The organism is Entomomonas sp. E7T21 (assembly GCF_058693955.1).
The window spans coordinates 388482-407118 of the sequence record NZ_CP191672.1 but is presented as its reverse complement, the minus strand read 5'-3'; the positions used below and the strand labels follow the sequence as shown (position 1 = coordinate 407118).

Genomic DNA, 18637 nt, shown 5'->3' with positions numbered 1-18637 from the left:
GTTAGGAATATAATATTATCTTTAAAATACAGCTATCTTCTGCTATTTATCATTAGATTGATATTATCTTTAGATATTATTATATCTGGTTAATACTATTTTCGTATATTTATTAGTTCTATTACTAATAGGGTTGTTAGCTAGCAATTATTGGTTAGTGATTACTGATTAGTTTTATTAATGATTACTTATTAGTAGTTTACTAATAACATATAATCCAATAAAACTTACTTTAAAAAATACCAAGCAATCCCTATCGTGTAAATTGAATATACTTTATAAACACGTTAAAAGCTATTCGATGAATTTAACCAAAGTTAGCCGAAATCATGACTTTCATTTAGATTAATTTAAGTCAGTTAAATCACTTCTATCACTTTAATTATTTTTATAAGATAACTGGATATTGATGGTTAAAGGTGTTGTATCCATACCTTGTAGCGTTGTTATTTGTCATTGCTAATTAGTTATAAAGCAGCTATGACTTTGATTGCCTAGATGCATAATAAATGAATCTTCAGCTAACAAGGGATTTCTCTCTGCTTTGTTCAACTTTAGCCAATAACCACGTATCTACAGCAGTAGATAACCAACCAATGGATTTAACACTGAGTTTAATCGGTTTAGGAAAGCTAGGGTCATAACGAGGTGACTTACTATCTAACCAATCATAGATAGTGGACTTACCAATGCCTAGTTTTGTAGCAACGGCTTTAATACGCAGAATACGGTGTTCAGTAGGTCGTAACAAGGGTGATGGTTGACTTGCTTGGGATGGTGCCAACAGAGATTGACTTATTGATGTAGCTTGCTCTTGAGCGGGTATAACGCCTGTTGTTTGTTCTATCTTAGCCAGTAACCACGCATCTATTTCATTAGATAGCCAACCAATAGACTTTGAATTTAGTTTAAAAGGTTTGGGAAAGCTAGCATTATAACGTGGTGACTTACTATCTAGCCAATCATAGATAGTCGATTTAGCAATACCTAGTTTAGCGGTTACTTCTTTAAGGCGTAAAACACGTAGTTCTGACTGTGAGGGTAATTTTGCTGGATTATGGCTATGAGCAAGTATTTCTGATTGAGCGCAAGTGCCAATATCAGCACATAGGATTGCTTGAGATTGAATGGTAGGTATAGAAATAGTATCCATTTTGGACTCCAATAAAAAAGCCACTCATTAAGTGGCTGTCATAGGTTGATTAAAATGGATGAGCAGATGGTTTATATCTAGCTAAACTAATTATTGATTCACCAATAATTGTTAATCATTTATACCATGAAAAAACTAAACGGCCTGCTTCATCTATACCATAACGTGAGTATGTATTTTTTTATTAACAAATACAAAATAATCCAAGATCATTATTACCACTTATATTGTGACCTGCTTATTAGCAATCTAAAAGCTCTTCTAGCTTAGTGCATATACCTAAAGTTTTATATCAATTTTATTCACTTATAAAGAATGTACATTATTACTTTTTTATAAAAGGTTATTTATTTTATAAATTATAATGTTAATTATTTTATATTTATACCATATATCTATTGCAAATTAACAATTATAAATAATTATTTACTACATAAATACTACAGTTTCTTATTTAAGATAATACAGTTATATCCTTAAATTAAATAAAAAATTATTCATAAATTAGCTAAAAAGAAATTATATTTCACTCTGAAATATAATATAATTTCTTTTTAATTATTATTTGAAGGTACTAAATATTTATTATGGTTCCTAATATAGAGAGTTCCTCTTATCCATGTGCTGAACTAAATGATATACGTGTCAGAAGATATTTTTTACTTCATATGCACCAAGAAGATTTTTCAGTTAACATAAATGATATCCATGATGTAAAGTTATTTATGGAGCATGCTTATAACCTTGCTAAGAAGTTGTTATCTGAATATGGTGATGAGATAGCTTCTGATGAAGGCCATTTAAAAGAACGAGTAATTAAAATAGCAAAACAATTTCTTAACCAAAAGCTTATACCCATCTCTCATTTTGAATGGTTAAAAGAGGATCGTTCTTGTTACTATACTTGGCTGAGTATAAGGTGTTATTCTTATCAGCTTCCGAATGGAACTTCATATTTTCCTTATATAAATATGGGATTATCGAACCAAGCTTACAATTCACAAGAACGGTTCGATTTGATAATTAGTTTTTTTGATTTATGGCAGATATCTAATAGTGAAAAGATTCAGTATTTGGATAGATTAAAAGCCACATGGTCTAGTAACCTATTATTAAAGCCATTTAAATGGCTTGATAGAAAAAATACTGAGCTATGTGATTGGTTATATGACTACTTAAAAAAATACTGCCAAGAATGTAATGGCTCAACCACTTTTCAAGCACATATCTTTAATAGTGCTAATAAATTAGCTTTACAGATAAATCCAATAAATACTGATGAGATTTATCATCTTATTTATGCACTGTATGACACATTGAATTACTTTGCAATAAACAACCTCAATGACAAGCTTAACAAAGCTTATAGCCAGTATAAATTTAGGAAAAAAAATAAAGATAAAAAACCACTTAATACCTATTTAACCAAAGAAACTAAAGCTAAATTAGAAAAACTAAGGACTCATTACAATAATAGAACCCTGCATGATACATTAGATCTTATTATTAGGCAGGCTTATGACAACACTATAATTAATAAGTGATCTGGTTAACAGCATTATTCCGATTTAGCCTTATATTATTCCATTAAAATTAATTTCTGGTGTACCCCTAAGTGTACCCCTTGAAAAATATTTTTGATTTATCAAAGAAAGGACTTGTTGTAACTTATTGATTTAATTGGTCGGGACGGAGTGATTTGAACACTCGACCCCTTGCACCCCATGCAAGTGCGCTACCAAGCTGCGCTACGCCCCGATAAAGAAAAGACCTTATTAAAATAAGGTGGCAAATAATACACTAACTATAATAAAAAGAGTAGCCTTAATAGGTGTTATATTTATAACTAAGCCGATCCATTATATTAATGTTAACAATATGTTTTGCTTGGACTGGTTATGCTGTATATAGATAGTTTATACTGATATTGCATAAATATAGGCTTATTGATCTAATAAATATATTCAGTCTAATATTTATGGCATCATAATAATTACAGAGATGAATTTATTTCCCGCTTTAGGAGGCAGTATGCAACTTAAAAAATTTCTTGTCGTAGTTGACGCTAAACACGGCAGACAACCCGCATTAAAAAGAGCAGCTTGGCTTGCTAAACAAGCATCCGCCACATTAGACCTTCTATTAGTTGAATACGATTCGTCTTTTGATGGCTTCCATTTGTTTGGTGGAAATAAAGAAGAAAATGAAGGTAAAGCATCCTTATTAGAAAATAAAAAAGAGTGGCTTGATGTGTTAGCACAACCACTGAGAGATGAAGGCCTTACTGTTACTACAACAGTACGTTGGAATAAGCTTCCTTATAAAGAAGTAATATCTTATGCCAATGAAACTAAGCCTGATATCGTATTTAAGAGTGCTTACTCAGAAAACATGTTAAAACGTTTATTTATTACTAATAACTCATGGCAGTTAATTCGTAATTGTACATATCCTTTATGGTTAGTACAGCATGGAGATTGGGAGGGTAATAAACTCTGTACAGCCCTTGATCCTTTACATGTATCTGATAAACCAGCCTATTTAGATAATGAGCTAATTACAATTTCTACAGAGCTTTCTAAGATTCTTGGAATGCCTGCCAATTATTTACATAGCTATGCAGCGATGCCTCGTCCACAATTGTTTGGTGGTGAGCAATCAAGAGCTTACGACCAATACTTAAAAGATTTTATTAAAGAACATACGGATGCTTTTGAAAATTTAATGAGCCACTACCCAGACATTGAAAAGAGTCAACAGCATTTATTAGAGGGTTTTGCCGAAGAAGTTATTCCTAATGTTGTTAAAGAAAAGCAAATAGGATTAATGATTATGGGGGCCGTTGCTCGTGGTAGTTTAGATAATTTGTTAATTGGTCATACTGCTGAACGTGTACTTGAGGCGATTGAATGTGACTTATTAGTAGTACATCCACAAGTTAATGGTGGCAAAACTGACGTGTAATATTCACTCTCTGTAACGAAGTAAATATTAGTTATTAATAATTGTGGTTTATAATAGAAAAAACTCTATTATAAACCACTTTTTTTAAGAAGGATTTTATGACTAATCGTCGTACTAAAATTGTTGCTACACTAGGCCCAGCTAGTAGCTCTCCTGAAATGTTAGAGCAACTTATTTTGGCTGGCATTGATGTCGCACGTCTTAATTTCTCACATGGCACACCAGAAGAACACAAAGCTAGGGCAGCATTAGTTCGTAGCTTAGCAAAGAAACATAATCGCTTTGTAGGGTTATTAGGTGATTTGCAAGGCCCTAAAATCCGTATTGCTAAATTTACAGATAAAAAAATTGAGCTAAAAGAAGGTGATACTTTCCGCTTCTCAGTAACACACCCAAGAGATGCTGGTACTAAAGAAGTAGTAGGTATCGATTACCCTGATTTGGTAAAAGACTGTAAAAAAGGTGATGAGCTATTATTAGATGATGGCCGTGTAGTAATGCAAGTTGAACAAGTCACTAAAGATGAATTAATTTGTAAAGTGCTAATTGGTGGTCCTTTATCAGATAATAAAGGTATTAATCGTCGTGGCGGTGGTCTCACAGCACCAGCGCTTACTGAGAAAGACAAAGCAGATATTAAACTAGCCGCAGAAATGGAGTTGGAATATATTGCTGTTTCATTCCCACGCGATGCTTCTGATATGGCCTATGCACGCCAATTAAAAGAAGAAGCAGGTAGCTCTGCATGGTTAATCGCTAAAATAGAACGTGCTGAAGCGGTGGTAGATGATGAGGCTTTAGATGGCTTAATTCTGGCCAGTGATGGTGTGATGGTAGCCCGTGGTGATCTTGGTGTTGAAATTGGTGATGCAGAATTAGTAGGCATTCAAAAGAAAATTATTCAGCATGCACGTCACAATAATAAAATCGTTATCACTGCTACTCAAATGATGGAGTCAATGATTAATAGCCCAATGCCTACCCGTGCGGAAGTATCAGATGTTGCTAATGCTGTATTGGACTATACGGATGCAGTTATGCTATCTGCTGAGAGTGCTGCAGGTAACTATCCCCTCGAAGCAGTAAAAGCAATGGCACGAATTTGTATAGGTGCTGAAAAAAGCCCAATTGCAAGAAAATCAAATCATCGTTTAGGTGAAACGTTTAATCGTTGGGATGAAAGTATTGCTCTTGCCGCTATTTATACGGCTAATCACTTCCCAGGTGTTAAAGCAATTATTAGTTTAACTGATAGTGGTTACACGCCATTAATTATGTCACGTATTCGCTCATCTATCCCTATTTTTGCCCTTTCACCCAAGGCTGAAACGCAAGGTAGAACCACTTTAATTAGAGGTGTACAACCCATTCCCTTTGATCCAGCAGCCTTACCAGAAGATAAGGTAAGTCAAGCCGCTGTAGATGAGTTGGTTAAACGTGGTGCAGTTCAAGATGGTGACTGGGTGATTTTAACAAGGGGCGATAGTTATACACGCCGTGATGGAACCAATACCATGAAAATTTATCGTGTGGGTGATTTAATCGTCTAAATTCTATTGCTATGTTATAGCCCTGCTAAAGGGCTATAACAGTTAAGCTACCCTCTTACTTTTAATGCTCTTCTTGTACTTTTTCTAACAATACTTACAAATTGAAGTATGTATTTAACATCGTCATTGTTACCATCATCATTAATAATAGAATAACAGCAATAATGGCACATAAAACAGTTAATGCTTTTTGCGTACTCGCATCTTGACTATCAATAAAAGGCGATACTTTAGATAATCCTAAACCACCTATAATCGCTAATACCGCCGCTAAGCCATATAATGCCATAGGTGAAGTAAGGTTAACCCCAAAGCCGATAGTCATACCCAAAATAAACCCAATAGCTCCACCAATAACAGCTAATGAAATAGCAAATATATTTCTCATCTTAATCCCATATACAAATAAGCTAGGTTAAACCTAGCTTATTTTAAATGTAAAACTCAAGCAATAAATATTATTGGGAATAAATTTGATCAAATATAGCTCCATCAGCAAAATGTTTTTTCTGAATTTCGTCCCAATTACCAAAGTTTTTCTCTACAGATAAAAATTCAACTTTAGGAAAACGATCAGAAAATTCAGCCAAGATAGCTTCATTTCTAGGACGTAAATAATTCTTAGCAGCTATACGTTGACCTTCATCAGACCACAGATAGTTTAAATAAGCTTCTGCTTGAGCCTTGGTCTTTTTCTTCTCAACCACTTTTTCTACAACCGCCACAGGCAATTCAGCTTCTGCTGAAACACTTGGATATACAACCTCAAAACTGCCTTTACCAAACTCTTTAGCAATCATTTCTGCTTCATTTTCAAAGGTAATTAATACATCACCTTGCTGGTTTTGCATAAAGGTTGAAGTAGCCGCACGTCCACCTGTATCTAAAACTAATACATGCTTAAATAAATCTTTCACAAAATCTTTTGCTTTCGCCTCATCACCACCCTGTTTAAGTATATAGCTCCAAGCAGAAAGATAAGTATAACGACCATTACCTGATGTCTTAGGATTTGGAACAATTACTTCCACTCCATCCTTAACTAAATCAGGCCAGTCTTTAATATTTTTAGGATTACCTTTACGTACAATAAATACAGTAGCAGAAGTAAAAGGTGCACTGTTATTAGGTAATAGTGTTTGCCAATTATCAGGTACTAAATTGCCATAGGTAACAAGCGCATTAATATCTGTTGCCATATTCATAGTAACCACATCAGCTCTTAAACCATCAATTACAGCACGTGCTTGTTTACTTGAGCCACCATGAGACATTTGAATTTTTACACGATCATCCTTATGTTGCTCATTCCAATACTTTTCAAATGCAGGATTATAATCTTTATAAAAATCGCGCATCACATCATAAGAGACATTTAACAACAGCTTATCAGCCCAGATATATCCATTAAAAGACATACCTAATAACAATAGTGAAGCCAGTAAAATTCGTTTCATAAATTACCTTATTAATATTTTTAACATGCAAATAAAACAATAACACTAAAAAACTTATTAGTTTCAGCTTAACACTTTTTTTATACTCTATAAAATTAACAGTTAGTGTAATTTGTTATTAATAAATAACTTGCTGAAATATAGAAAATACATAACAATTTTCACTATCCTTATTAAGATAAAACTTTGGGTATATTAAGTGAAACGCTATCTTGGTTATTTATTAATTATTAATTTGTTTATAACCACATGCCTTTTCTTTTACAGAAATGCATTACCTTCGCCCAGTGCACTTAATCCATTATTAAGAGGGGAACCTTTACAAACAGCCACCTCTAAACAACCCTTTTATGTAAACACTAAAGAATTTCGTTTTTATATAGACCCAGTTTATGAATATACACTGCATGGTCTTGTGGTTAGTAAATATAATGCCAGAAAAAAGTTTATGGCAAGAATTGATAAAGACTTAAATGTTTCTGATCTTTGCGTTATTTGGGGGGATAATGCTTTTCGAGGTGATTATAAGAAAATCACTTTTTGGAGCGGTGAATTTACTTGCTTTGCTAGGTTCGTAGGTAATAAAACTTATTATGCTGAATCCTTAGAGGAAGCAAAACAATTAGTGCAACAGGCCAGACAATCTTTTTTCTTTATCAATGAGCAGTTTTCTAACAATCATTTACTTACTGATAACCCTCAATTAGCTAAGCAGTTAAGAAATGTAAATATTGGCGATCAAATTTCTTTTTCGGGTTACCTTGTAAACTATGGTGCATCGCCCAATCAGATCTATCGTTATACAAGTACTGTTCGTACAGACACTGGCAATGGAGCCTGCGAAACTGTTTATGTAACCTCTTTTATGACATTACAAAAAAATAGTTATCGACAAGCGTTTAATTTATCTTTAATAAGCCTTTTCTGTATATCTATTATTTGGCTTGCTTATCAATTAACTCCTTTTACAACTAAAAATAATCCTGAACAAGATGATTAATAGTTTACTCTGTTCAAACTTGATATTACCTAGCAATTTTTTAAAAATAAAAACCTTAAATTTTAATAGCTTAAAATAAAATTGTATAAATTTATTGCATATCTAAATAAGAATCATTATATTTAGCATTTACAGATTAAGTGACTAATCATCTGATTTAACCTTAAGAAATACATTTCTTGTCGCTATAACGGTTTAGAAGCAACTAACATTAGAGTCCTTTCACACTATGAAAAAACACACAAAAACATCTCTGAGCTTAGCTATGGCATCAGCTAGTTTACCTTTGGTAACTTATGCAGATAATACAAATAATGCTATCGAACTTGATACTCTGACTATTGAAGGTCAACAAGAAACACCTTATCAAACAAAAAAACTATCTTCACCAAAATATACACAGCCATTACGAGATACTCCTCAGAGCATTACTGTAGTGCCTAAAGCAGTAATCGAACAACGTAATGCTATGTCTTTAGAAGATGCTTTATCAAATGTACCAGGTGTTACTTTTAACTCTGGTGAAGGTAATGGTGGTGTAGGTGATAGCATCAATATTCGTGGTTTCAATAGTGGTACTTATGGTGGCTCTAACGTTTACATTGATGGCATCCGTGATTCAGCCTTCTATACTCGTTCAGACATGTTTAATATTGAGCAAGTAGAAGTAATCAAAGGTTCTAGTTCTGCTGCTTGGGGGGCAGGAGTAATTGGTGGTGCTATTAATTTAGTTAATAAAACACCAAAATTAGAAGACTTTGCAACTATTAGTGGTGGTGTAGGTACAGCAGACTATAAACGTTTAACATTCGATGGCAATAAAGTTATTGATGCTGACTCAGGCACTGCTGCCCGTCTAAATATGGTTTGGCATAACTCAGGTATTGATGGTCGTGATTGGTTTGAAAGAGAACGCTGGGGTATTGCTCCATCTATATCTTTTGGTTTAAACACAAATACTCGTAATACTTTCTCTTATGAACATTTAACCGATAAAGGTAATTACGATTATGGTATTCCAACAACTAAATCTGGGAAAAGAGCTAGTAAAGTAAACGGTGTTAAATGGGATGGTTATTTTGGCTACCGCAACTTAGATAGAGAAGATATGCGCACTGATCGTGTAACATGGAAATTTGAACATGATTTCAATGATGCAGTTAGTTTCAATAACCAAGCCGTATGGTCACAGTTACAACGTACTTATACTGTTACAACACCTAGTGGGGCAAATGCTTCATTAAGGCGTCTACAAGGTGTTACTCGTTATACTGATACCCAAACACTTAGTAACCAATCCAATATTATCTGGAAATTTGATACTGCTGGCATTAAGCATACTTTTGTAGCAGGTATGGAACTTACTAAAGAAAACCTTGATTATAAATCAGGTGGTTTACGTTATGGCTCCGCAATGGTTCCTAACAATCCAATTAATCCAGCGCATCCACCTTCACAGTTTGCAGGTAACAAAGAAATTGCTTACACCAGCAAGATCGAAGCAGATGCTACCACCAAAGCATTCTATGTAATGGATACACTTAAATTTGGTGAGCATTGGCAATTGGATTTATCTGCTCGTCAAGACCACTACAAAGCTAGAATCACTGATACGAAAAGCCGTACTAATACAGGTGGTGTATTATCTGCTTGGACAGATGGACAAAATGACACTACTAATGAAAAGCTATTTAGCTATCGTACTGCTTTAATCTTTAAACCTGTTGAATACGGTAGCATTTATGCAAGTTTTAGTACTGCACAACAACCACAGTCTATTCGTATTGTTACCTCAGGTAGTTTAGGGGATGATCTATCTCCAACAAAAGGCAAAACCTATGAAATAGGTACTAAGTGGGATTTATTTGATGAACGCCTTTCTTTAACAGCTGCTATTTTTAGGACTAAATTGGATGCCACTGATTTCGACGATACAGTAGTACCTACTCAGACATATAGCTATAAACAAAAAACTGATGGTATCGAATTAGGTGTAGCAGGTAACATTACTAATCGTTGGTCTGTATTTGCTGGCTATGCTTATATGGATAGTGAAGTAGAAGGTCAAGAAGGTTGGGATGATGGTATTACCCTACCTAATACGCCACGTAACTCAGCTAACTTATGGACAACTTATCAGTTCCCGTATGATATTAGCTTCAGTTATGGTGTTCGCTATGTTGGAGAAAGGAGTATTCCTGGTGGTCGCGGAACAACCATGACTAATGCTTCTAAAACTGTTGTACCTAGTTACACTGTTCATGATGCAGCCATTGCATGGCAAGCTAATAAAAACCTTAACTTAAGGTTAAATATTAACAATATCTTCAACAAGCATTACTGGCGCCAATACAATGGTCGTGGTTTTGGTTTACCTGGCCCAGGACAAGGTGCACAGCTAACAGCTGAATATCGTTTCTAATGGCTGTTAACAACCTTATACAATTTTCCACAGAAACGCCACACCAAGCAGCCGGCTTGGTGTTGGCCATTGCAAAAACAGGAAATGCCAAAGCACAAGCGCAATTGGCGCAAATGCTACTTGATGGAAACGGCATTAAGAAAGATCATGTTTTAGCACTACAGTGGTTCAGCATTGCTGCTAAAAATGGCTACCTACAAGCCATTAATATGCTTGGCCGTTGCTATGAAAATGGTTGGGGTTGTACCATAAACTATACTAAGGCTGCTCAATACTACCAACTAGCTGCTGAAAAAGGGCTTAACTGGGGCATGTATAATTTTGCTAATCTCCTTATCAAAGGTAAAGGGATTACTAAGGATCTGTCTAAAGCATTTGATTTATATTATCAGGCAGCACAAACAGGGCATGCTAAATCCATGAATTTAGTAGGTCGATTCTATGAAGAAGGCTGGCTAGTAGCCACTGATTTAGATAAAGCCATCAACTGGTATAGACGCTCCGCTTCTGCTGGAGACTTTCGTGGCCAATGCAGTTACGCTTCTGTACTGACAGCACAAGGTAAAGTGGATGAAGCTGTTATCTGGTTAAGACAATCTATGCAAACAGCTACCCATGGCTTCTTACAGAAAATGGCTAGAGCCTTATGGCAATCACCCCATAAACCTTTACAAGAAATGGCTATAGAAATGTTTGCTCGTTGTGCTGAAGAAGGTGATCTATCAGATCAACAAGCCTACCAAGACATTCTTCAGAGACAATCTACTCAAACCAAGGAAAATCTATATGCTACTTCATATTCCTAATATCTTTTCTAAACAAGAAATTAGTTATATCCGCTCCCGTTTAGAACAAGCGAATTGGCAAAATGGTCAATTAACCGCAGGGCATATAGCTATTAATTGCAAGGATAACGAACAACTAGACGAAGAAGATCCATTTGCCATTGAACTAGGTGATGAAATTATTAAACGTCTAGGTAATCATCCTCTTTTTATTTCTGCTGCTTTACCTCATAAAGTTTTTCCGCCGATGTTTAATCGTTATAGTGGTGGCGGTACTTATGGATTTCATGTCGATAATGCTATTCGTAAGCCTAAAACCAGTCCTATCCGTGTAAGAACTGATGTATCCTCTACCTTATTTTTTAGTGAACCTGAAGAATATCAAGGTGGTGAATTAGTCATTCAAGATACTTATGGTGAACAACGAGTTAGATTACCAGCGGGTGACTTAGTGCTTTATCCTTCTACTAGTCTTCACCAAGTGACACCAGTTACTCAAGGTACTCGCTATGCTTCTTTTCTATGGACACAAAGCATGATTCGCTCTGATGAACAACGTCGTTTATTATTTGATATGGATATGGCTATTCAAGAGCTAACTAAAGATATACCTAATCATCCTGCAATAGTTAAACTGAGTGGCAACTACCATAACCTGTTGCGCCAATGGGCAGAAGTATAAAACTTACCCTTTATACACTTCTTGCAAAATAACAAGCTGTTAGTAGCCTAAACATTTTAGGCTATTTGCTTTATTATAAATTATCTTAGTCTCTATAAATAAATTTAAGGTAATTAAATGAGCACTCCACAACTAAATAAAGCCATTAAAGATTTTACTGCCGCTGTTACAGGTGAACCTAATACAATAAAACTTGCTGATTTTAAAGGGAAAAATGTTGTTATCTATTTCTACCCTAAAGATAACACTCCTGGTTGTACCACTGAGGGACAAAATTTCCGCGACCTTTATGCTGAGTTTCAAAAAGCTAATACGGTTATTTTTGGTGTTTCACGTGAAAGTATCAAATCTCATGAAAACTTCAAAGCAAAACAAGAATTTCCTTTTGAACTTATCAGCGACCCAGAAGAAGAGCTTTGTAAGTTATTTGATGTGATTAAACTAAAAAAACTCTATGGCAAAGAATACATGGGTATTGATCGCAGTACTTTTTTAATTGATAAAGAAGGCATTCTTCGTCAAGAATGGCGCAAAGTTAAAGTAGATGGCCATGCTGAAGAAGTATTAAAAGCAGCACAGGCACTTAAATAAAGAGATAAATTATAGTTACTGAGGAAAATGGTTACTTTCTCAGCAACTATAATGATACTATGGAAATAATATTTTTATGTTATGATTTATTTACTTATATAAAAATAATAGTGTAAAAAAACTTAAAAACCACGCTCTACTTATTAAACAAAATAAAACTTTTATTAAATTATCTTTACTAACCAGTATATAATACTAGATTACTGTCGGTATTTTTATTAACTTAGGAGCCTATTGGTGTCTGTCGTTTTTGTTGCATCCTCTTTACTACCAACACCTTTTGCAGTGTTTACAATGCATGGTTTTTTAGATGAAGAAACAGGCATTGAACACGTTGCACTAACCCTTGGTGATATCGCCAATGGAGAAGCTGTTTTAGGACGGATGCACTCTGAATGTTTAACGGGCGATGCCTTATTTAGCTTACGTTGTGACTGTGGTTTTCAACTAGAAGCAGCGATGAAGGCCATTGCTAAAGAAGGCCGTGGTGTATTACTTTATTTGCGCCAAGAAGGGCGTGGTATAGGCTTACTAAATAAAATTCGCGCCTACTCATTACAAGACAAGGGTGCTGATACAGTGGAAGCCAATGAACAGCTTGGTTTTCCTGCAGATATGCGGCAGTATGATATGTGCTTACCTATGCTTAATCATTTAGGCATAAAATCCATTCAATTAATGACTAACAATCCTAAAAAGATAGCAGCACTAAAAACTTTAGGTATTAATGTAGTCGAACGTAAACCCATAGAGTTTGGCAAAAACCGCTATAACCAAAACTACTTAGCCACCAAAGCAGACAAGATGGGACATTTATTAGGTCTACAACATCAACAAGAACAATCTGAAGATAGCACACGTTAATTGGTATCACTTAATTTATGCATAGACTAATAAAACTAATTACTATCATTTTTATAGTAAGCACCTGTTCTATTAGTTTTGCTGACTCACAAAAGCTACGTGTCATCAGCTTAACACCTTCTTTAACCGATATAGTTATTGAGTTAGAAGGTGCTGATTTATTGGTTGGGGTATCAGATTATGATAAACAACGTTTACCTATTTTAGAAAAAGCACAGCCTGTTGGTAATTTAGAAGGCTACTCCCTAGAAAAAATAATCAGCTTACAACCAGATGTTATTTTAATTTGGCCTACCAGTATTAAACCTTCACAACAACAACAGTTAATTTCTTTAGGCTATAAAATAGTTGAAACTAATCCTCACACGCTTGATGAGTTAGCCTTACAACTAGCCTCATTAGGTAAAAAAATTGGTAGAGAACAGCAAGGTAAAGAGTTGTCTGAAAAAATGCAAAATGAGCTTACTCAATTGCGTCAACGTTATCATCAAGCAAACCCTTTAAAAGTATTTTATCAGTTATGGGATAAACCCATTTATACCATAGGTAAAAACCAAATTATTGGTGATGCCCTTAAAGTTTGTGGTGCTGAAAATATTTTTGATAATGTTGATTTACCTGCTCCTCAGGTCAATATAGAAAGTGTTCTAGCAAAAAATCCACAAGTGATTATCGCTTCTCAACAATCACTACTTGATGCTTGGTTAGCTTGGCCACAGTTATCTGCTGTAAAAAATCATAAATTATTTATTTTTGATAATGATCGTATTGCTCGTCCTAGTTTTGCTATGCTAGAAGCCACTAAACAATTATGTTCATTATTAAATCAAGACCATTAAATAAGTCCCTATTAATCATTTTCATATAAATAATAACTAAACAATAAATTCTCTTCGTCTAAACAAACTCTATCTCACTCTTTACTTATCATCCAATAATTAGTCACTTGTTAAATCATATAAAACAATGTAAAGATTTAGTAAAATAACAGTAAATTTAAACATTAGTTTGAATAATTTTATTATCATACAACAAAAGGAGTTTGGAGATGATAATGAAAAATATTCTTTTAATCACTTTAATGTTTATACTTATTAGTCCATATAATGTTAATGCTAAAGATCATAATCGTAGGCACCCACCTAATCACCACCATAGACCACACGATAAAAATAAGCATGATAATAACGCTTCTGATGGTGGTGAAGCAGTTGCTATTCTATTAGTAGCCACATCTATTACCTTAACTAGTTATACCATTTACCAGTTACTTACAGAAGAAAAAGAAGATAACAAGCTTGTTTATAGTCAAGCAAAAGAAGATGCTGCCTTTTTTATTGCTACTGAAGGACAACAAACGGGGGTTTATTTAGAAAGTGCTTTTAAACTGTTACGTAATAACTCTGAGCTTTCCAATACTTCTGATATGGAATTAGCTAAAGCTATATTAATAATCTAAATAATCTTGAATTTAATCTAGTAAAATATACTTGCAATTTAAAGATATTGTTTACAATCAATTTATAGTATTTTTATGCCATCTAAACTTCCGTAGAAATTTACTATGAAAAAATCACACGCTCTTATTGTTTTTTTTACCAGTATAGCTCTTATTACATCCAGCACTATTACCTTAGCTAATCCAGGTAATGGTAAAGGTAATAGTGCTAATGCTCACAAAGCACATGGACATAAAAATTTTGATAAGAATAATGACCATAGTTTAATTAATATTGATATGGGTTCACCACAAATTACTATTGATACAGGTGGTATTCGTATTACTATAGGTGATAATAAAGCCTATTGGGGAAATGTAGATGCTTTACCGCCAGGCATTCAAAAAAGATTAGCTCAAGGTAAACCTCTTCCTCCAGGAATAGCCAAAAAACTGGATAACCGTCTAATAGCAAAACTACCTCACTATGAAGGCTATGAATGGATGAGAGCAGGAAAAGATCTATTATTAGTAGTAGCTGCTACAGGCATCATCTATGATGTACTACATGATGTGTTTGATTAATTAACCAAATATTTATGTATTGCTATTATCTTTTCCATAATGGCAATACATAAATATGCATTAAAGGCGCCATATTGATATCTGGAATATCATCATGCGTTATCCAACGCGCCTCTGCTATTTCGGCTGTAGCTGTTAAAGTAGGGCTATCAGGCAACTCTATTCTAAAAAGCTCAGCCTTAACAACAAAGCCTGGTTCATTGGCAGCAGGTGCTTCAAAACTATCAATAAACTTTGGCATTGTTAAAGGAATATCAAGCTGTAATTCTTCTTTTATTTCTCTTACTAATGTTTCGATAGGTTGTTCAGCTTGCTCTATCTTACCGCCCGGCTGCATAAATATTTCTGATCCTTGCTTACGTACCACCAATAATCGATTTAATGGATCTGTAATACATGCAGCAGCAATATAAATAATTTTATTCATTGTTACTTCTTCTTTAATAATTCACGAATATTAGATAATGCCGCATTACCTGTTTCTGCTTTTTGCTCAACAGGTGTATTTTCTAAGCCTTCGTAGCGTAACTCTTGTTGTGGCAATTCTGTTAAAAAACGACTGGGTAAACAATCAATAATCTCACCATATTGCCTACGTTTAGAAGCATAAGTAAGGGTTAAATATTGTTTAGCGCGCGTAATACCTACATAGGCTAAACGTCGCTCTTCTTCAATATTATCTGTTTCGATACTAGAACGATGAGGTAATAACTCCTCTTCCATACCCATTAAAAATACTAGAGGAAACTCTAATCCTTTAGAGGCATGTAAAGTCATTAATTGTACAGCATCATGCTGTTCTTCTTCTGCTTGGCGATCTAACATATCACGCATAACTAATCGTGAGATAGCTTCCTCAATGGTCATCTCACCATCTTCATCACGTTCAATAGTGTCTTTTAATGCCTCTATCAAAAACCAAACATTACCCATTCGCGCTTCGGCTACTTTATCATTAGACGCGTTTTGTCTTAGCCAATTTTCATAATCAATATCCATTACCATACTGCGCAGTACCATAATGGGATCACTCTGACTACATTGTTGACGAATATTATCCATCCACTGAGTAAAACGCTGTAAGCGCTCAACAAAACGTTGATCCAAACTATCTAATAAAGCACGATCACTGGCGGCAGCATATAAAGAAATATGCTGACTATTTGCATAATTACTTAACTTCTCTAGGGTGACTGTACCAATCTCTCGACGTGGCACATTAATCACTCGTAAAAAAGCATTATCATCATCAGGATTAACTAATAACCGTAAGTAAGACATAATGTCTCTTACTTCTTGACGAGCAAAAAAACTGGTTCCCCCTGTAATAACATAAGGAACTTTATGGTGTTGTAATTTCAACTCAATTAATCGTGATTGATAATTACCACGGTAGAGAATTGCAAATTGACCATAGGAACGTTGAGTTTTTAAAGCAATTGCCTGTATCTCTGTTGCTACTCGCTCTGCCTCTGCTTCTTCATTACGGCAACGTATTACTCTGATTAAATCACCATCCCCTTTATCGCTCCATAATTTTTTTTCAAACACATGAGGATTATTGATAATCAAGTGATTAGCACACCTTAAAATACGGCTAGTAGAACGATAATTTTGCTCTAACATAATCACTTTTAAAGAAGGAAAATCTTGTTTTAACTGCATTAGATTTTCAGGTTTAGCACCACGCCATGCATAAATGGATTGGTCATCATCTCCCACCACCGTAAACTGTGCACGGTCAGCCACTAATAATTTGATGAGCAAATATTGGCTAGCATTAGTATCTTGATATTCGTCTACCAATAAATAACGAACTTTATTACGCCAACGTTCTAACAACTCTTTGTTATTTTGAAACAGCTTAACAGGTAATAAAATAAGGTCATCAAAATCCACTGCATTATATGCTTTTAACAAACGCTGATAATGCATATAAAGATACGCCAACATTTGTTCTTGTGAATTACGAGCTTGTTCTATAGCTTGCTCAGGTAAGATTAAATTATTCTTCCAACGACTAATTTTGCTAACCGCTTCATCAACGCCATCATCACCTGCATATTCTTTATGCATCAGCTCTTTTAATAATGACTTAACATCCGTGTCATCAAAAATTGAAAAGCCAGCTTTATAGCCTAATATTTGATACTCTTTACGAATAATATTTAAACCCAAATTATGAAAGGTAGATACAGTAAGGCCACGCCCTTCCCCCTTACGAAGCAAACTACCTACTCGCTCCTTCATCTCCCTAGCTGCTTTATTAGTAAAAGTCACAGCAACAATATGATGGGCTTTAATTCCACACTGTTGAATAAGATAAGCTATTTTTCTAGTAATAACACTGGTTTTACCTGAGCCTGCTCCAGCCAATACTAACAAAGGCCCACTAATATAGTGAACAGCTTCACGTTGGCGTGGATTAAGTGATGACATAATAATTAGAAAGCTTAAGATGAAACAATTAAGGAGAGAATAAGGGGCATTAACTACCCCTTATCATATGATTATTAAACACGTGCTCTTTTTTGTTGACGAGCTTGATCAGCACCTGCTTGATCGCCTTGTTTCTCACGTGCCTGTGCAACTACTTCCCATAGATTTGAGCGTAATTCAGATTGATCAGAAGAAGTATAAGATAATGCCCTTCTAGCTAATTGTTCTGCTACTTCTGCATCACCTTGTTTTAAACGAATTACTGCTAAGGTATAAAGTACTCGTGGTTCACTTGGTGCAATACGTTGTGCACGCTCAGCACTTGCTGCTGCTTCATTAAGGTTACCAGCTTCTTGTTGTTGCCTTGCTGTTGTTAATAAAGCTAACACAGCACCATCTAAAGGTGCACTTCCAGAAGCATTATTATCTAAAGGAATCCCTGTTGGAACGCTATTAGTATCTTGTTGTGCTATAGGCTGAATAGGTTCATCCACTGCTTGAGGTACAGCTTGTGCGATGGCCTCATCACCTGTTTCTTTGGTAATAGGCGTAGTATTTTTTTCGAGAGGATTAGGCTTATTAGATAAAGGTGAACTTGCATCCACAACAGGGATAGAATGAGGTTGGTTAGTACCACACCCTACCAAAACAGCCATTGCACCTAATACTAACCATAATTTTTTTAGTTTAACTCTCATTTTTTAATC

The 18637-nt window shown here is 34.8% G+C and carries 18 protein-coding genes and 1 tRNA gene; 12 read left to right on the top strand and 7 right to left on the bottom strand.

Features of this window, described 5'->3' with window-relative positions; all coding sequences use genetic code 11:
• Positions 1-517 precede the first annotated feature (517 nt).
• Positions 518-1153, bottom strand: coding sequence for a helix-turn-helix transcriptional regulator (locus tag ACQVD9_RS01950; RefSeq protein WP_264747227.1), 636 nt, complete (start codon positions 1151-1153; stop codon positions 518-520).
• Positions 1154-1740: 587 nt separating this feature from the next.
• Between ACQVD9_RS01950 and ACQVD9_RS01945 the strand changes: the two genes are divergently transcribed.
• Positions 1741-2697 (top strand): hypothetical protein, encoded by a 957-nt coding sequence (locus ACQVD9_RS01945; RefSeq protein ID WP_264747226.1) that lies wholly within the window; start codon positions 1741-1743, stop codon positions 2695-2697.
• A 137-nt stretch (positions 2698-2834) separates the two neighbouring features.
• On the opposite strand, the gene ACQVD9_RS01940 is transcribed toward ACQVD9_RS01945, so the two are convergent.
• Positions 2835-2911, bottom strand: a tRNA-Pro gene (locus ACQVD9_RS01940).
• 273 nt (positions 2912-3184) lie between these two features.
• On the opposite strand from ACQVD9_RS01940, the gene ACQVD9_RS01935 reads away from it, so the two are divergent.
• Entirely contained in the window at positions 3185-4117 is a 933-nt protein-coding gene (locus ACQVD9_RS01935; protein WP_264747225.1) for a universal stress protein, read from the top strand.
• 98 nt (positions 4118-4215) lie between these two features.
• On the top strand, positions 4216-5667 hold the full coding sequence (pyk, locus tag ACQVD9_RS01930) for a pyruvate kinase (protein WP_264747224.1): 1452 nt from the start codon (positions 4216-4218) through the stop codon (positions 5665-5667).
• Positions 5668-5761: 94 nt separating this feature from the next.
• Here the strand turns inward: pyk and ACQVD9_RS01925 are convergent, their stop codons facing one another.
• Together ACQVD9_RS01925 and ACQVD9_RS01920 are read right to left on the bottom strand one after the other, a co-directional pair.
• Entirely contained in the window at positions 5762-6055 is a 294-nt protein-coding gene (locus ACQVD9_RS01925; protein ID WP_264747223.1) for a hypothetical protein, read from the bottom strand.
• A gap of 70 nt (positions 6056-6125) precedes the next feature.
• Positions 6126-7124, bottom strand: a complete 999-nt coding sequence (locus tag ACQVD9_RS01920) for a sulfate ABC transporter substrate-binding protein (RefSeq protein WP_264747222.1) — start codon at positions 7122-7124, stop codon at positions 6126-6128.
• 199 nt (positions 7125-7323) lie between these two features.
• Here ACQVD9_RS01920 and ACQVD9_RS01915 point away from each other — a divergent pair, with 199 nt between their 5' ends.
• The 9 genes from ACQVD9_RS01915 (at position 7324) to ACQVD9_RS01875 (ending at position 15491) form a co-directional block, all read left to right on the top strand.
• Positions 7324-8124 carry a hypothetical protein gene (locus ACQVD9_RS01915; RefSeq protein WP_264747221.1) on the top strand — a complete coding sequence of 267 codons (801 nt, stop codon included), beginning with the start codon at positions 7324-7326 and terminating at the stop codon, positions 8122-8124.
• Between the two features lie 229 nt (positions 8125-8353).
• Positions 8354-10546, top strand: coding sequence for a TonB-dependent receptor (locus tag ACQVD9_RS01910; protein WP_264747220.1), 2193 nt, complete (start codon positions 8354-8356; stop codon positions 10544-10546).
• Positions 10546-11352, top strand: a complete 807-nt coding sequence (locus tag ACQVD9_RS01905) for a tetratricopeptide repeat protein (protein ID WP_264747219.1) — start codon at positions 10546-10548, stop codon at positions 11350-11352. The genes ACQVD9_RS01910 and ACQVD9_RS01905 overlap by 1 nt, the downstream gene beginning before the upstream one ends.
• The gene (locus ACQVD9_RS01900) at positions 11333-12013 is read left to right on the top strand and encodes a Fe2+-dependent dioxygenase (protein ID WP_264747218.1); all 681 of its coding nucleotides are present in this window, start codon (positions 11333-11335) and stop codon (positions 12011-12013) included. The genes ACQVD9_RS01905 and ACQVD9_RS01900 overlap by 20 nt, the downstream gene beginning before the upstream one ends.
• Before the next feature lie 117 nt (positions 12014-12130).
• Positions 12131-12604 (top strand): peroxiredoxin, encoded by a 474-nt coding sequence (locus tag ACQVD9_RS01895; protein ID WP_264747217.1) that lies wholly within the window; start codon positions 12131-12133, stop codon positions 12602-12604.
• 237 nt (positions 12605-12841) lie between these two features.
• Positions 12842-13468, top strand: a complete 627-nt coding sequence (gene ribA, locus ACQVD9_RS01890) for a GTP cyclohydrolase II (RefSeq protein WP_264747216.1) — start codon at positions 12842-12844, stop codon at positions 13466-13468.
• A 17-nt stretch (positions 13469-13485) separates the two neighbouring features.
• Positions 13486-14307: a cobalamin-binding protein gene (locus ACQVD9_RS01885; RefSeq protein ID WP_264747215.1), complete on the top strand. Its 822-nt coding sequence runs from the start codon at positions 13486-13488 to the stop codon at positions 14305-14307.
• A 215-nt stretch (positions 14308-14522) separates the two neighbouring features.
• On the top strand, positions 14523-14927 hold the full coding sequence (locus ACQVD9_RS01880; RefSeq protein ID WP_264747214.1) for a DUF2388 domain-containing protein: 405 nt from the start codon (positions 14523-14525) through the stop codon (positions 14925-14927).
• A 105-nt stretch (positions 14928-15032) separates the two neighbouring features.
• Entirely contained in the window at positions 15033-15491 is a 459-nt protein-coding gene (locus tag ACQVD9_RS01875) for an RcnB family protein (RefSeq protein ID WP_264747213.1), read from the top strand.
• Between the two features lie 25 nt (positions 15492-15516).
• On the opposite strand, the gene ACQVD9_RS01870 is transcribed toward ACQVD9_RS01875, so the two are convergent.
• The 3 genes from ACQVD9_RS01870 to ACQVD9_RS01860 form a co-directional block, all read right to left on the bottom strand.
• Complete coding sequence (locus ACQVD9_RS01870; protein ID WP_264747212.1) at positions 15517-15918, bottom strand: NUDIX hydrolase; 402 nt, start codon at positions 15916-15918, stop codon at positions 15517-15519.
• 2 nt (positions 15919-15920) lie between these two features.
• Positions 15921-17930: a DNA helicase Rep gene (rep, locus tag ACQVD9_RS01865; protein ID WP_264747211.1), complete on the bottom strand. Its 2010-nt coding sequence runs from the start codon at positions 17928-17930 to the stop codon at positions 15921-15923.
• A gap of 74 nt (positions 17931-18004) precedes the next feature.
• Positions 18005-18628 (bottom strand): hypothetical protein, encoded by a 624-nt coding sequence (locus tag ACQVD9_RS01860; protein ID WP_264747210.1) that lies wholly within the window; start codon positions 18626-18628, stop codon positions 18005-18007.
• Between the last annotated feature and the right edge of the window lie 9 nt (positions 18629-18637).

Bases quoted from the DNA above. Each gene is read 5' to 3' on its own strand.
- ACQVD9_RS01950 (WP_264747227.1), bottom strand. From the start codon at position 1,153: ATGGATACTATTTCTATACCTACCATTCAATCTCAAGCAATCCTATGT.
- ACQVD9_RS01945 (WP_264747226.1), top strand. From the start codon at position 1,741: ATGGTTCCTAATATAGAGAGTTCCTCTTATCCATGTGCTGAACTAAAT.
- ACQVD9_RS01935 (WP_264747225.1), top strand. From the start codon at position 3,185: ATGCAACTTAAAAAATTTCTTGTCGTAGTTGACGCTAAACACGGCAGA.
- pyk (WP_264747224.1), top strand. From the start codon at position 4,216: ATGACTAATCGTCGTACTAAAATTGTTGCTACACTAGGCCCAGCTAGT.
- ACQVD9_RS01925 (WP_264747223.1), bottom strand. From the start codon at position 6,055: ATGAGAAATATATTTGCTATTTCATTAGCTGTTATTGGTGGAGCTATT.
- ACQVD9_RS01920 (WP_264747222.1), bottom strand. From the start codon at position 7,124: ATGAAACGAATTTTACTGGCTTCACTATTGTTATTAGGTATGTCTTTT.
- ACQVD9_RS01910 (WP_264747220.1), top strand. From the start codon at position 8,354: ATGAAAAAACACACAAAAACATCTCTGAGCTTAGCTATGGCATCAGCT.
- ACQVD9_RS01905 (WP_264747219.1), top strand. From the start codon at position 10,546: ATGGCTGTTAACAACCTTATACAATTTTCCACAGAAACGCCACACCAA.
- ACQVD9_RS01900 (WP_264747218.1), top strand. From the start codon at position 11,333: ATGCTACTTCATATTCCTAATATCTTTTCTAAACAAGAAATTAGTTAT.
- ACQVD9_RS01895 (WP_264747217.1), top strand. From the start codon at position 12,131: ATGAGCACTCCACAACTAAATAAAGCCATTAAAGATTTTACTGCCGCT.
- ACQVD9_RS01885 (WP_264747215.1), top strand. From the start codon at position 13,486: ATGCATAGACTAATAAAACTAATTACTATCATTTTTATAGTAAGCACC.
- ACQVD9_RS01880 (WP_264747214.1), top strand. From the start codon at position 14,523: ATGAAAAATATTCTTTTAATCACTTTAATGTTTATACTTATTAGTCCA.
- ACQVD9_RS01875 (WP_264747213.1), top strand. From the start codon at position 15,033: ATGAAAAAATCACACGCTCTTATTGTTTTTTTTACCAGTATAGCTCTT.
- ACQVD9_RS01870 (WP_264747212.1), bottom strand. From the start codon at position 15,918: ATGAATAAAATTATTTATATTGCTGCTGCATGTATTACAGATCCATTA.
- rep (WP_264747211.1), bottom strand. From the start codon at position 17,930: ATGTCATCACTTAATCCACGCCAACGTGAAGCTGTTCACTATATTAGT.
- ACQVD9_RS01860 (WP_264747210.1), bottom strand. From the start codon at position 18,628: ATGAGAGTTAAACTAAAAAAATTATGGTTAGTATTAGGTGCAATGGCT.